Annotated in this window: 12 protein-coding genes and 1 pseudogene; 1 reads left to right on the top strand and 12 read right to left on the bottom strand. The window is 62.7% G+C overall.

Features of this window, described 5'->3' with window-relative positions:
• Positions 1–54: 54 nt before the first annotated feature.
• Positions 55–1,314 carry an IS256 family transposase gene (locus tag E1N52_RS35920; protein WP_133188772.1) on the top strand — a complete coding sequence of 420 codons (1,260 nt, stop codon included), beginning with the start codon at positions 55–57 and terminating at the stop codon, positions 1,312–1,314.
• A gap of 69 nt (positions 1,315–1,383) precedes the next feature.
• Here E1N52_RS35920 and E1N52_RS35925 read toward each other — a convergent pair.
• The 12 genes and pseudogenes from E1N52_RS35925 to E1N52_RS35980 all read right to left on the bottom strand — a co-directional run.
• A pseudogene (locus E1N52_RS35925) lies at positions 1,384–1,857 on the bottom strand (flagellar basal body L-ring protein FlgH); the annotation flags it as partial.
• 156 nt (positions 1,858–2,013) lie between these two features.
• A complete protein-coding gene (locus E1N52_RS35930; protein ID WP_133188776.1) occupies positions 2,014–2,844 on the bottom strand; it encodes a hypothetical protein in 831 nt (276 codons plus the stop codon).
• 14 nt (positions 2,845–2,858) lie between these two features.
• Entirely contained in the window at positions 2,859–3,104 is a 246-nt protein-coding gene (locus tag E1N52_RS35935) for a DUF6726 family protein (protein ID WP_133188778.1), read from the bottom strand.
• Entirely contained in the window at positions 3,101–3,286 is a 186-nt protein-coding gene (locus E1N52_RS35940) for a hypothetical protein (protein ID WP_133188780.1), read from the bottom strand. Before E1N52_RS35940 ends, E1N52_RS35935 begins: the two co-directional genes overlap by 4 nt.
• A gap of 392 nt (positions 3,287–3,678) precedes the next feature.
• Positions 3,679–4,563, bottom strand: coding sequence for a hypothetical protein (locus E1N52_RS35945; RefSeq protein WP_246089363.1), 885 nt, complete (start codon positions 4,561–4,563; stop codon positions 3,679–3,681).
• Between the two features lie 237 nt (positions 4,564–4,800).
• Positions 4,801–5,934 (bottom strand): branched-chain amino acid ABC transporter substrate-binding protein, encoded by a 1,134-nt coding sequence (locus E1N52_RS35950; RefSeq protein WP_133188782.1) that lies wholly within the window; start codon positions 5,932–5,934, stop codon positions 4,801–4,803.
• 318 nt (positions 5,935–6,252) lie between these two features.
• Positions 6,253–7,017 carry a FadR/GntR family transcriptional regulator gene (locus tag E1N52_RS35955; RefSeq protein ID WP_246089364.1) on the bottom strand — a complete coding sequence of 255 codons (765 nt, stop codon included), beginning with the start codon at positions 7,015–7,017 and terminating at the stop codon, positions 6,253–6,255.
• Between the two features lie 17 nt (positions 7,018–7,034).
• Positions 7,035–8,546, bottom strand: coding sequence for an arabinosylfuranosidase ArfA (arfA, locus tag E1N52_RS35960; protein WP_133188784.1), 1,512 nt, complete (start codon positions 8,544–8,546; stop codon positions 7,035–7,037).
• A 74-nt stretch (positions 8,547–8,620) separates the two neighbouring features.
• Positions 8,621–9,952, bottom strand: a complete 1,332-nt coding sequence (locus tag E1N52_RS35965; RefSeq protein ID WP_133188786.1) for an extracellular solute-binding protein — start codon at positions 9,950–9,952, stop codon at positions 8,621–8,623.
• A 114-nt stretch (positions 9,953–10,066) separates the two neighbouring features.
• Complete coding sequence (locus E1N52_RS35970) at positions 10,067–10,930, bottom strand: carbohydrate ABC transporter permease (RefSeq protein ID WP_133188788.1); 864 nt, start codon at positions 10,928–10,930, stop codon at positions 10,067–10,069.
• Positions 10,927–11,853, bottom strand: coding sequence for a carbohydrate ABC transporter permease (locus E1N52_RS35975; RefSeq protein ID WP_133188790.1), 927 nt, complete (start codon positions 11,851–11,853; stop codon positions 10,927–10,929). The genes E1N52_RS35970 and E1N52_RS35975 overlap by 4 nt, the downstream gene beginning before the upstream one ends.
• Positions 11,843–12,931 (bottom strand): ABC transporter ATP-binding protein, encoded by a 1,089-nt coding sequence (locus tag E1N52_RS35980; protein WP_205965722.1) that lies wholly within the window; start codon positions 12,929–12,931, stop codon positions 11,843–11,845. Before E1N52_RS35980 ends, E1N52_RS35975 begins: the two co-directional genes overlap by 11 nt.
• Between the last annotated feature and the right edge of the window lie 673 nt (positions 12,932–13,604).

Here is a 13,604-nt window from a genome sequence, read left to right on the forward strand (position 1 = left end):
GGGCCTGTCATAAATTTTGTGTGTAAGGCATAACATGTAGCTCAAGGAGCATGTATGCCACGCAAACCCAAGACGTCCCCCGAGGCCCTGACGGCGTTGCCGTCCATTCCGAAGGAACTGATCGACCAGTTCGTGAAGGGGCCGATGACGGCCGAAGCGGTGCATGCCGCCTCAGCGGCGTTCAAGAAGGCGCTGATCGAGCGGGCGCTGGGCGCCGAACTTGGACACCATCTGGGCTATCCGGCCGGCGCCGTGCGGCCCGAGAACGCGACCAACCAGCGCAACGGCAAGAGCGGCAAGACAGTGCTGACCGACGACGGTCCGCTGCGCCTGGAGATCCCGCGTGACCGTGACGGCAGCTTTGCCCCGATCCTGATTCCGAAGCACGAGCGGCGCTTTACGGGTTTCGACGACAAGATCATCGCGATGTACGCGCGCGGCATGACGGTGCGCGAGATCCAGGGGTTTCTAGCCGAGCAGTACGGCACCGAGGTGTCGCCGGAGTTCATCAGCTCAGTGACCGACGCCGTGATGGACGAGGTGAGCGCCTGGCAGGCACGTCCGCTAGAGCCGATGTACCCGGTGGTGTTCTTCGACGCGCTGCGCGTGAAGATCCGCGAGGAAGGGCTGGTGCGCAACAAGGCGATCTATCTGGCGCTGGGCATCCTGCCGGACGGCACACGGGACATCCTGGGGTTGTGGATCGAGAACACGGAGGGCGCGAAGTTCTGGATGAAGGTGTTCAGCGACCTGAAGACGCGAGGCGTGCAGGATATCCTGATCGCCGTCACCGACGGCCTGAAGGGTATGCCCGAGGCGCTGGGTGCGGTGTTCCCAGCCACGACGCTGCAAACCTGCATCGTCCATCTGATCCGTAATTCGCTGGACTACGCGAGCTGGAAGGACCGGCGGGGACTTGCGTCGGCCATCAAGCCGATCTACACGGCTGCGGGCGCTGAGGCAGCTCTCGCCGAACTGGACGCATTCGAACAGGGTGACTGGGGCAAGAAATTCCCGACCGTGGTGGCCGCCTGGCGTCGGGCCTGGGATCGCGTGATCCCCTTCTTCGCGTTTCCGCCAGCGGTGCGCAAAGTGATCTACACGACCAACGCCATTGAAAGCGTGAACGCCCAGCTACGCAAGATCGTCAAGACGCGTGGGCACTTCCCCACGGACGAGGCCGCGACCAAACTGCTGTGGCTGGCCTTGCGCAATATCACGGCTGACTGGAGCCGTGCCGCACATGACTGGAAAGCCGCGATGAACCAGTTCGCGATCCTCTACGAGGATCGCTTCACCAGGAATCATTTGTAGAATGCAATTGATGACCTGCCAGACGGCAGGTTTTTATCTGCCTTGCACACAAAAATTCAGACACTTCCTCATCGCGATGATCTTCTCCCCCGACACCACCAGATTGCCCGTAGGCGTCTTGCTGATGACCGTGACGGCCAGCGTGCCGGTCATGTCGCTCGAAAGCGTGTGACTGCCACTGCCGTTGAACGAGGTCGAAGCCGAGCCGATATTGAACAGGCGCGCAAGCCGCGCCGCTGCGCCGGTCGACTGGTCAGCTGCCGTGGCCGTGATGTTGCTGTCGCGCTTCGCGGCGGCACTCGCGACATCGTTGCCGCTATAGGTTTCGGAAAGCCGGATCGTGAGCACGTCGCCGATTCGCTGCGCACGCGGTGTTTCGTAGAGCGAGATGGCGGTGCCCGACTGGTAGATCGCGCCGCTGGTGTTGACGTTCAGCAGCGGCTCCGCGAGCGGCGGCGTCATGGGCGTGTTGACGATCGACTCCGGCGTCGCGCAGCCAGCGAGCGCCGTGGCGAGCGATGCGCACAGCAACACGTACGGCAGGCCTCTCGAGCGGGTCCTGCGGCAAGCACTGGAAATTGAGGATTCCGATTTAACGAGTGGCATGGAGGTGGGGCGTGTGCAAGAGTGATTCATCGGATTGAGCGAATTCAGCGAATTCGTTGTGTTCGTCAGGGCGACCGGTTGGCGGACACCGCTTCAGCCTTCATCGAACTGGCTGAGCTTGAGCGTCTTATCGCTGGCTTTGGCGCGCAGCATGGCGGGCTTGAGCAAGTACGTGAGCGTCGCGCGTTGGCTGTCGGGCAGCAGGCAGATGGTGATCGTGCTCGATGCGTTCTCCCACACGAGCAGCGGCAGCGAAGGTGCGCCAAGCACGTGCGGCGCGCCGTAGCGCGAGGCGAGCAGGTTGCGCAGGTCGAGGGCTGTTGTCGAGTCCACGACGAACGACATTTCATAAAGACGCAGCGGGTCGCCAGCCGAGGTGTGCGCAAAGCGCAGGATATGGTCCACCGCGGGCACGCCGTCCACGACGGCGCGCGAGGGCGCCCAGCCTTGCGCCGTGTGGTGCGCCCACCGGCAAGCGACAGTGAGGCTCGTGTAACTCTTCACCATCATGCCGATGTCGCTGCCCGCAATGTCGGTCTCACAGAGCAACTCGCTCTCGTGCGGCGTAGCGCGCACCATGTCCGTTTGCCGCAGCGCGCTCAGCGGCGTGCCGAGCGGTATGCCGCGAAACGCAAAGGGCGAGTCATCCGGCGTCGGAACACGCGGACGAGGGGCCGGTGCGGTGGGTGCCGCCCGGCGTTTCTTCGCTGGCGCTGCGGCCAGTTTTGCTTCACTTGCCGCATGCGCCACGCTTGCGGTATTGACAGCGCTCGCCGCGCCCGGCGGGTTCGCTGGCGCGGGGGCCTTCGGCGCGACGTACGCTTGCACGTGTCCTTCGTAGTGCGTGTCCGCGTGCGCGGGCGAGAGCGGCGCGGCCAGATATGCCGCGCTCAAAACGAAAGCGATCAATGACGCCCGTTTCATCGGCTGGACCTCGATCAGTCGACCGCCGCCGCGCAAGCGTCGAACGGCACAGCTGCGGGGTGACCGACCAGCGGCACGATCTTCAGCGTGGCCGATGCGACCCGGCATGGAAAGGCCACCACGGCACAGCCGTCGAGCGGCAGGGCGAGGCAGGCGAGGGCAATGGCCGACGCGGCGCGCGTCAGATGCGTTGACAACCGGGGTGTCAGGCACATGGACGAGCGCAGCGTCGACGTCTCCCGTGACAGCGAAGTGGTCATGCGGAAGTATTGATGTTGTGGCCGAGCGGGCCGATCGGCGTGGCCGGATGCACGGTTTCCTGCTGCGGAAAGGGGTTGCCTGCGGTGCCTTCCGTGCTGGAGTTCTTGGTGTTGCGGTTTTCGCCCAGCGTCGTCAACGAGGACGTGTGCGCGATACTGCTCGAACCGATAGGGCTGGTCATGATGGGCCTCCTTGGCGCAATGGGACAAAAAAGGGGCGCGCCGAGAAGGGGGAAGCGCGCCCCGCCTTACGCCGATCGGGGGGCAATCGGCGTGCGGCGAGGCAAATCTTCGCTTCCAGAGCGTCTGCATGAAGCAAGAATCAGCGTGGCCTTTGGCCAATCGCTTACGAGTCCTTGCAGGGGTATACGAATGTGCAAGACTGAATGGCGGGAATGCGGGCGCGGCCGCAGATGCGGTAATGAATTGGGATAAAAGGAAAGGAATTCCGCAAGCGCAATTTGCGCGCGCTAGATCGGGAGGGGAGGGAGAGGAAGGGGAATTGGGCGAGTGTTTCCAGACTGCCGGGGCCGGCAGCCTGGGAATAAATCGAAGCAGGAGAGAGCCGGCTGCCTCAAACCCGCCTCATGCGCTCCCAACCGTGGCGCACGGCGGTCTTGAATCTTTCCCAGCCGTTTTCGGGGTAGCGCGACTCCCAATCCTCGCGAGCACTCGGTTCAACCCCTTGCCAGTCGTGTCCGCGATACCGTTCGTCTTGCCCCAGCGTTGCGCCGTGCTCGTAAGCTGCGCAATATTCTTCGTAGGACATACCGGAGCCCGCATAATTTGTGTCGTAGTCTTTGCGGACTTCCGTCTCGTAGGATGCGTCGTCGAGCGGGGTGCCCATGACTGGATCACCCACCAGGCCTCTCGCCGATGTCGGCTGCGCCTTGGCCGCGCTCGAGGTTCGCTCGGGCTCCGTTGCTGCACGCGTTGTGACCTGCTGCATGCCGCTAACTACGGTTGGCACTGCAGAAGAAAATGCAGCATGCCGCGTTTCGGCTGCCGCCTCGGGCGATGGCTCGCGCAAATTGCCGGATACTCCGGCCGTGCTCCGGGAGCGCGCCATGCCCGACGAAGCATTGCGCCAGGCACTGCTGCGTTCCTCGATGTCCGCCGCGCCCGCGCTGCGCATCACCTCGCGCGCCAGGTTCACTTGCATTTCGGAAACGTCCGCACTGACGACGGTTCCGCCACGACGGATGAACTCCCGGTAGTCTTCGGTCTCCGGCGGATACGCGCCGTGCGTGAAGAGCCGAGCGAACAGGCGTTCGAGTTGATCGAATACTGGCGTGGGTTGCCCTGCATCGCTCGCGCCGGATGCGTAAACACGCGGCCCTTTATCCATAGGGGCCTCGACCGACATCGAGTAGATGGCGATATCGGCTTGCGCGACGCCTGCTTCGCCTAGCGCCTTTTGCGCGGAACGTGCGCTCCCATAGCTGTCGTAGACGCCCAATACGGTTTGCCTCATGACTGTCTCCCTTCGCTTTCGACGTGCGGCGGTGTCGCCACGTACGGGGCCGGGGCGCAACGGTCATGCCCGATTGCGGGAGCACGGGACACGGGCGATCTGGCACCCGAGGGCGAGCGCCTGGGGCCAGTTGGGAGACGCACCAATGTGCACCAATGCGCACCGATGGCCGAGGCCGATCGGTGCGTATTTAGCGGGTCCGTTCGGGACCCGCGAACGACATCAATTGCCCGCGATCGTGTCGACCGGCTTGAAATCGCCGTGCTGGACCTTGTAGATGGTCACGGGCGCATCCTTGAGGTCGCCGCTCGAATCATACGAAATCATCGCGGCCGACACGCCCTTGATCGACAGCTTGTCGAGGTACGGGCCATAGACCTTTGGATCGGTCGAGTTCGCATCCTTCATCGCGGTGAGAAGCGCCATCGTGCCGTCGTACGAGTACGGCGAGTACGTGATGGGGTCTTCGCCAAAGCGCGCCTTGTAGCGCGTAGCGTAGCTGGCAAAGCCTGGCATCTTTTCCTTCGGCAGGCCGCCCATGTACACGATCGCGCCTTCGGCCGCGCTGCCGCCGATCTTCAGGAAGGTGGGCGAGCGCGACATTTCGCCGGTTACGAACGCCGCCTTGATGCCAAGCTGGCGCATCTTGCGGATCATCGGCGACGATTGCGCGTCGCCGCCGCCGTAGAACACGGCATCGGGATTGAGGCCCTTCAGGTTGGTCAGGATTGCAGAGAAGTCCAGCGCCTTGTCGTTCGTATAGTCGCGCTTGATCACCGTGCCACCGGCGGCCTCGACGGCTTTCGCGAACTCGTCGGCAATGCCCTGACCGTATGCCGTGCGGTCGTCGATGATCGCAATGCGCTTGTAGTGCAGCGTCTTCACGACATAGGAGCCGACGATGCGGCCGGCCTGCGCGTCGCTCGTCAACAAGCGGAATGTCGTCTTGTAGCCGCGCGCCGTATACACCGGCGAGGTCGCCATCGAAATTTGCGGCAGGCCGGCGCGGTTGTACAGATCCGAAGCGGGAATGCTGGTGCCCGAATTGAAGTGGCCGATGATGCCGCTTACGCCGTCATCGATCAGGCGTTGTGCCACCACGGTTCCCGTGTGCGGGTCGGCCTGGTCGTCCTGTGAGTCGAGTTCGAACGAGACAGGCTTGCCGCCGATGGTGGGATGCGTGGCGTTGAAATCGTTGATGGCCAGCTGCACGCCCTTCTGCATGTCAGTGCCATAGTTCGACTGTGCGCCCGTGAGCGGCGCTGCAAATCCAATCTTGACGACATCGGCGTGCGCGGCGGCACATGAGAATGCCCAGGCGACTACAAGTGCGGAGTGCGTAACCTTCAATTTCACTTTTCACTTCCCCTCAGGTGCATGGTGGGCAATGCCGGACGCTCCGTGCTTCAGCGCCGGCGAGTGCGGTCTTGAGTTGTTGCGGAACACGCCTGAGAGTTTCGCGTTGCAGCGTAACGTGGCGGGATCGGCGATTGGAGTCTAGGTAGCGAAAATAGAAGCGTCTTGGTCGATTACGGTACGACTCGTGACGATTTCTGCATAGTGGCCGGAAGGGGAAACCGACCAGGGTGCGCACGGGTAGCGGCAGCGCGCGAGCCGTGCGCAGTAGCGTATGGCGCAATCGGCACAGCGCGTCAGCGCGTGCCTACGTTCTCTTCAAGGCGCGATCGTATAACGCAGAATACGGTCGCGCGACTGTTCGAGCAGGCGCGTCATGGCAGCGGCTGCGGCGTCGGCTTCGCGCGCCACGATATGCCGGCGCACGGCATCGTGCAGTTCGAGATCTTCGCTAGGTTTCGCGGCCTGGCGCTGCATCATTTCCGACGACACGCGCAACGCGGCCTTGATGGCATTGCCGATCGTGATGAACATGCCGTTCTGCGAGGCCGTGATGATGGCGAGATGAAACTCGAGATTCGCGTCGGCGGCGGCGCGTATGTCCGAGGCGCCGGTCTGGGCCGACTGGCCGTAAGCGCTCGCCAGTTCTAGGTAGCGGCGCTCGATGATCTGGAAGGTTTCTTCCTTGCCGTGGCGCGCGGCGAGAAAGCTCGCTCGCGGCTCGAAGCAGATGCGCATTTCGAAGATGTCTTCGACGATCTTCGAGTCGAACTGCGCATTGAGGCGCCACGCGAGCACATCGCGGTCGAGCAGGTTCCAGTCGGAGAAGGGCAGGACACGTGTGCCGACCTTGGGCGAAACGGCAATGAGCCGTTTGCCCGCCAACTGTTTGATTGCTTCGCGCAGCGTGGTCCGGCTCACGCCGTAAGCGCTGCACAGTTCGCTTTCGACCGGCAGCGCGTCGCCGGGCGCGAACTCGCCCGAGACCACGCGCATGCCGATAATCTTGGCGATCTGCGTTGTTATATTGCCAACGATCGGTTCGCGCTCGAACATCACTTCCCCTTCATGGACGTCGTGCACAGCGTGTCCGTGCTGTGTTATCGGGCGGTCGTCACAATCACGTTCCACGAGCCCGGTTTGAGCTTCGCGCGCACGCGTTCCCCCTCGACCGACACGGCGTTGTTTGCCGCTGGCGCCACCGTCGTTGGCGCTTCCACCGTGTTCACCGCTTTCATGTTGGCATGATACAACTCGAGCGCGTGATCGAGCGTACGTTCCTTGCCGAGCCCGCGCAGCTCGATATCGAGTTCCATTTCGTCGCTCAGGTGCCGATTGAGCGCGAAGATGGTCGTCGTGCCTGTGGCGCGATCGTCCACCACCGCTGCGCAAAGATAAGGGATCTCCGGAAAGGTTTCCGCTTCATAGGTGGGCGAGTCGATCACCGGCTTGAGCACGCGGCCATGGCCGAATTTCGAGGCCTGCGCGAATGGATGGAAGATGGTCTGGCGCCACGCGCGGCCGCCAGGCTCCGTCATGATCGGCCCGATCACGTTGACGAGTTGCGCGAGACAGGCGGTCTTCACGCGGTCCGAATTGTTCATCATGGTGATGAGCGCGCCGCCCACCACGAGCGCGTCTTCGTGGTTGTAGACCTCTTCGATGAGCCGCGGCGCCTCGGGCCAGCCCGGCTTGCGCAGATCGTTGATGGTGCGCGCCTTGTACCAGACATTCCATTCGTCAAACGAAAGCATGATGCGTTTCGATGAATGCTTGCGCGCGGCCACGCTGTCGGCCACCGAGACGATTTCCTTGATGAACAGATCCATCACTTCGATGTTGCCGAAGAATTCCGCGGTCGAGTCGCGCCGGTTTTCGAAGTAAGTATGTAGCGAAATGAAATCGACCTGCTCGAAGCAGTGGTCGAGCACGCGGTCCTCCCACGCGCCATAGGTGGGCATTTCGTGCGTGGAGGAGCCGCACGCGGCAAGCTGAATGGTGGGGTCGACGGAGCGCATGAGCTTGGCCGTTTCGAGCGCGGCGCGCCCATATTCCTCTGCGGTCTTGCGGCAGATCTGCCAAGGGCCATCCATTTCATTGCCGAGACACCAGAACTTGATGTCGTGGGGCTTTTCATGGCCGTGCTCGCGGCGCAGGTCGGAAAGCGCCGTGCCGCCCGGATGATTGCAATATTCGACGAAGCGGCGCGCCTCGTCGGGGCCGCGCGTGCCGAGGTTCACGCCGTACATGGGTTCGATGTCGAGCGAGCGGCACCATTCGATGAATTCGTTCGTGCCGAACTGGTTGGTTTCGGTGGAGTACCACGCAAGATCGAGACGGCGCGGGCGCTTTTCGCGCGGGCCCACGCCATCTTCCCAGTTGTAGCCCGAGAGGAAATTGCCGCCTGGGTAGCGCACGATCGTCGGGCCGAGCTCGCGCGTGAGCGCCATCACGTCCTTGCGGTAGCCGCGCTCGTCGGCGTCCGGATGGCCGGGCTCGAAGATGCCGGTATAGACGCAGCGGCCCATGTGCTCGACGAAGACGCCGAACAGGCGCCGGTCTAGCTCCGAAATGACAAAGTCGCGATCGACGATGAGGCGGGAAGCGATCATGGTGTTCCTCTATCCATCCTGTAGCGGTGTGAAGTGAGGCGGCCGCGCCGGGCGGGCGCGGACCTGCGGTGGCGTTATCGCGCGAGCAGGGCGTTGGTGCGTTGTTCGGCTTCCTTCTGCACGTCGGCGACCGACTTGCCGGTCGAGAGCATGTTGCTGATCTCTTCGCCCACGATCTGCTGGATTGCGAACTGGCGGGGCACCGTGTTCGGCAGCGCGTAACCGGTAGTCGAGATTTCCTTGATCTCCGCGCGATGCGGCAGCGCGTTGAACGTGGCGCTCGTGATGATCGACTGGCGCGCGGGCAGATGGCCGGTGCGCGCCCAGTCGCCATCGTGGTCGTAAAGGAACTTGAGGAACACGAGCGCGGCGTGGCGCGTCTTTTCATCCTTCGCGCCGCCCTTGAGCATGACCCACGAATGGCCGTCGGCCCAGACCGCCTTCTTCTGATACAGATTCGGGAACGGCACCACGTCGTAACCATTCGCGAGCGGGGAATCAGGCTTCTTCGCGAGATTCGTGAAGTCCTCGATCATCCACGTGCCGACCATGAGCACGCCGGCCTTGCCGTTCTCGAACGCCTGGTTGGCAGCGCCATAGTCGAGCCCCGGCGTAACGTCGCCCGCCTTCATGAGCTTGTCGTAGAGTGTGAGTGCGTTGGTGGCGGCCGGCGTGTGCATGTCGATCTTCGTCGGGCCGGCGGGGAACAGCGTGCCGTTTTGCTGATAGACCCACGTGTCGAACGTGCGCGTTTGCGCGGCCGATTCATTGGCAATCGGCACGGCGAAGTAGGGCAGACCCGTCTTGTCCTTGAACTGCTTCGCCTGCGCAAGCAGTTCGTCGGGCGTTTTCGGCAGGATGGGCTTGCCGCTCGCGTCGACGAGTCCCGCCTTCTTGAACAGGTTGACGTTGATGTGCCAGAGCCACGAATGCGTGTCGAACGGCAGCGCATAGGTCTTACCGCCGAACGTCACGGCGCGGTGGGCCTGGGGCGTGAAATCGTTGGTGTCCACGCCGACCGACTTGAAGCCGTCGTCGAGCGGTTCGACCAGATTGCGCTTCACGTAGTCGCCGAGCACGGCCTCGTGCATGACCGAGATGGTCGGCACGTCGCGGCTCAGAATGCGGGCGTCGAGCTGCGTATAGTAGGGCGCCCACTCGATGATCTGCGGCTTGACGACGATGTCTTCCTTGTTCGTCGCGTTGAACTGGTTCACGAGCGTCGTGATGATGCCGCACTCGCCCGAGGCCTGGCTCACGTCATTGACCTTGCCGTATTCGGCGTCGCAGGCACCGAAAAAGCGTGACAGCGTGATTTCCGTTTTGGCGTGTGCCGGCGCGGTCAAGGTCGCCGCGAGGCCGAGCGCAGCAAACGTGAGTACGCCGCGCACCAATGATCTTCTCATGTCTCTCTCCTGTACAAGACCCCGCTGGCGCGCTGTTCACGCGCTACCAGTGGATCATTTTGTTTGTACTGCGAATTAAACGCGACTGGTCGATTGATGATTCGGGGTGAACGCTTACCGAACTGCGGTGCCGGCTACGGCCGCCACAATGTACTTCTGGAAGAACAGATACAGCACGAAGATGGGCAAGCCGGCGAAGACGGCCTGCGCCATGAGGTAGCCGATGCCTTCGGACTGAGCGAAATTGCCTTGCGTGGAGGCGAGCCCGATCGTCAGCGTGTACATCTCGGGCTTCGACGCGGAGACGAGCGGCCAGAGATAGTCGTTCCACGCGCTGAGAAACGTGAAGATGGCGAGCGTAGCCTGCGCCGGCAGCGAGAGCGGCAGCACGACGCGCCAGAACACCTTGAAGCGCGAGGCATTGTCGAGCAAGGCCGCCTCTTCGATCTCGATGGGGACGGCCTTGAAGTACTGCGTCATGAGATACACGCCGAATGGCGAAGCGAGGCGCGGCAGGATCAGCGCGCCATAGGTGTTGTGCCAGTCGAGCGTGGCGAAGATATGGTGCAGCGGAATCACGAGCGCCTGCTCGGGCACCGCGAGTCCGCAGAGGCAAAGCACATAGATATAGCGCTTGCCCGGAAACTCGGTGCGAGCAAAGCCATAGCCCGCGAGCGAGGCGATCACGAGGGTGAGCAGCGTCTGCCCAATTGAAACGATCAGGCTGTTGGCGAGCCACCCGCCCACCGCCGAAGTGTTGACGATGTTCGTGTAGTTCTGCAGCGTGAAGGGCGGCGAAAAGAGCACGTCGGTGTGCTGTTCAAGAAACGCATTGGGCTTGAACGAGAGGCACAGCACCCAGACGAGCGGAGTGATCCAAAGCAGCGCGAGCACGACCACGGCGGCCAGCATCAGACGGTCGCCCATGCGGCCCGTCAGCGAACCGCGCGAGCGTGTTTCGAAAGCGAGCGTGCTCATGCCTTCTCCTTCTTGCGCAGAAGCCAAGCTTGCGCAACCACGCCGATCAGCATCAGCGCGAACAGGACTTGCGCCGCGGCTGCGGAATAGCCGAACGACCATTGACGGAAGCCGGTTTCGTAGATGAATTGCACGAGCGGGCGCGTGGAATTGTTCGGGCCGCCGTCCGTGAGCAACTGGGCCTGGCCGAACAACTGGAACTGCAGCACGGCTTCGATCACGGCGACGAGCGCAACGGTGCGCCAGATGGAAGGCAGCGTGATCTTCGTGAACGTGCGCCAGCGCGAGGCGCTATCGAGCGCCGCGGCTTCGTAAAGCTCCTGCGGAATCTGCTGGAGCGCGGCCAGGAACAGCATCATCGGCAGGCCCATGATCCACCAGACCGTGACGACGGCGATAGCGGGCAGCGCGGTGGCTTCGTGCATCAGCGGAACGAATTCCGGCAAATGGAGCGCGTGGCTCAGGTCGGCGAGCAGGCCGTTGCCGGGCATCATCACGAGCTTCCAGACTAGCGTGACGATTGTGACCGATAACACGGAAGAGCCGAAAAAGAGCGCGCGCAGCGCGGCGCCGAAGCGCCCGGGCCGGTTCAGCACCAGCGCGAGCGCGAGGCCGAGCAGCACGAAAACAGGAACCGTCAGGATGACGAAGTAGAACGTGTTGCGCAGGGCGCCGCGGAAAATCGGGTCGAGGGTGAGATCGAGATAGTTGCGGATGCCGATGAACTCGCTCGTGCCGGCGAGCAGGTCCACGCGTTGCAGGCTGAGCCACCAGCCAAGGCACAACGGAACGATCAGCAACAGCACGTAGACGATCACGAACGGCAGCACGAACAGCGCGTTGGACCAGGGTGCGCGCAGGTTGCGCCGCCGTCCCTCGCGCGTTTCCGGTAACGGCATGGCGAGCGAGCGGTTAGAGGCCATGCCAGGCCTTACCGGTTTCATCGAATACATGCAGGTGCGACACGTCGAGACTCATGCGGATGGCGTCGCCAGTCTCGATTTCGAGTTCACGTGCGCGCGGCAACTCCGCCACGAGCAATTGACCGTTGGGCATGCTCACGTGCGCAAGCGAACGGTCGCCTAGCCGTTCGATCACTTCGGCGCGGCCAACCAGCGGCCCTTGCGGGTCCAGCAGCACGTGCTCGGCGCGCACGCCCAGCGTGAGTTTGCCCGCTGGCAGACTCGCCGCGGCAATCGCGGTGGGCGTCTCCGCGCCGTCGAACGGCAGCGCAACGATCAGCCGGCCGCCATTGTCGCCAACGCGCTCGACATCGATAAAGTTCATGGCCGGCGTGCCGATGAAGCCCGCGACGAAGCGCGTGGCAGGCCGCTTGTAGATGTCGAGCGGCGCGCCGATTTGCTCGATACGCCCGCGGTTCATGACGACGATGCGTGTGGCGAGCGTCATGGCTTCCACCTGATCGTGCGTGACGAACACCATGGTGGAGTGCAGGCGCTGATGAATGCGCGCAAGCTCGAGGCGGGTGCGGGTGCGCAACGCGGCGTCGAGGTTGGAGAGCGGCTCGTCGAAGAGAAATGCTTCGGGTTCCTTGACGACGGCGCGGCCGATTGCGACGCGCTGGCGCTGGCCGCCCGAAAGCTGGGCAGGGCGGCGCTGCAACAGCGGGCTGAGTTCGAGCATGCGCGCGGCTTCGTTGATGCGCTGGTCGACTTCGCCCGCGCTCACGCCCGTATTGCGCAGGCCGAACGCCATGTTGTCGTACACGGTCATGTGCGGGTAGAGCGCGTAGTGCTGAAACACCATCGCCACGCCGCGCTTGCCAGGCGGCTGGTCGTTCACGCGCCGCTCGCCAATGCTGATCTGGCCGTCGCTCACAGTTTCGAGCCCGGCGATCATGCGCAGCAAGGTGGATTTCCCGCAGCCCGACGGGCCAAGGAAAACAAGAAACTCACCGGATTGAATGTCGAGGTCGAGGCCGGTGATCACCTCGGTTTCGCCATACCGCTTCGTTACGCCGCTCAGTCGGATGCCCGTCACGGTGCCTCCTGTGGAGTAGTCTCGTACCGCCGCATTTAGTGCGTTGATATTATGAAAAGAGCGGTGCCCGAACCCATTCGTGTAAACACTGATCCTCTGGTATCCCAAATAATGGGTTTTATGCGAATTGCGTCGATGGAGGATGGCGATTTTGCCGTGTGCTATTGATAGGAATCCGTAGCAAATGCGTATTGCGTGCGAGTGAACTGCGCAATGCATTGCCGAGGCAAAAAAATACCCGCACGAGGCGGGCAAGAGGTTTGAGGAGACACTAAGAGAGGACGCGGGGCACCCTCAGTGCAAACTGTAGCGCTTACGGTTGCAGCGCACACCTATCAGAACGGGGAGGGCGGGAACGAGGATGGCGAAACACCTACCAGCGCGTCAGTCCTCGCGCCGGCGCAAACGCCCGTATACGCTCCAGATCGCCACGGCGGCGATCACCACAACGGCAGTAAGAATAAGCATTTTTAGTCCTCCGATTGCTTGTCTGTTTCGTGTCCCCTCAACATTACGGTGTACGCATGCGGGAGAGGAGTGGCGAGGCGTCGCGAATGGAATACCTGGTCGAATTTTGAGCGGAGGAGTATCGGCGCTACCAGGCTGCGGCCGCAATCTCTCTCCCTATGCTTACCGGGCAAACGCAAGGCTGCCAGTCGCTGCTTTCGGGGCG

Origin of the sequence: Paraburkholderia guartelaensis, from assembly GCF_004353905.1 — a bacterium.
Lineage (GTDB): Bacteria > Pseudomonadota > Gammaproteobacteria > Burkholderiales > Burkholderiaceae > Paraburkholderia > Paraburkholderia guartelaensis.

What these genes read in the sequence shown, in the direction of transcription:
- E1N52_RS35920 (WP_133188772.1), top strand. Translation starts at nt 55, where the DNA reads ATGCCACGCAAACCCAAGACGTCCCCCGAGGCCCTGACGGCGTTGCCG.
- E1N52_RS35930 (WP_133188776.1), bottom strand. Translation starts at nt 2,844, where the DNA reads ATGAAACGGGCGTCATTGATCGCTTTCGTTTTGAGCGCGGCATATCTG.
- E1N52_RS35935 (WP_133188778.1), bottom strand. Translation starts at nt 3,104, where the DNA reads ATGACCACTTCGCTGTCACGGGAGACGTCGACGCTGCGCTCGTCCATG.
- E1N52_RS35940 (WP_133188780.1), bottom strand. Translation starts at nt 3,286, where the DNA reads ATGACCAGCCCTATCGGTTCGAGCAGTATCGCGCACACGTCCTCGTTG.
- arfA (WP_133188784.1), bottom strand. Translation starts at nt 8,546, where the DNA reads ATGATCGCTTCCCGCCTCATCGTCGATCGCGACTTTGTCATTTCGGAG.
- E1N52_RS35965 (WP_133188786.1), bottom strand. Translation starts at nt 9,952, where the DNA reads ATGAGAAGATCATTGGTGCGCGGCGTACTCACGTTTGCTGCGCTCGGC.
- E1N52_RS35970 (WP_133188788.1), bottom strand. Translation starts at nt 10,930, where the DNA reads ATGAGCACGCTCGCTTTCGAAACACGCTCGCGCGGTTCGCTGACGGGC.
- E1N52_RS35975 (WP_133188790.1), bottom strand. Translation starts at nt 11,853, where the DNA reads ATGGCCTCTAACCGCTCGCTCGCCATGCCGTTACCGGAAACGCGCGAG.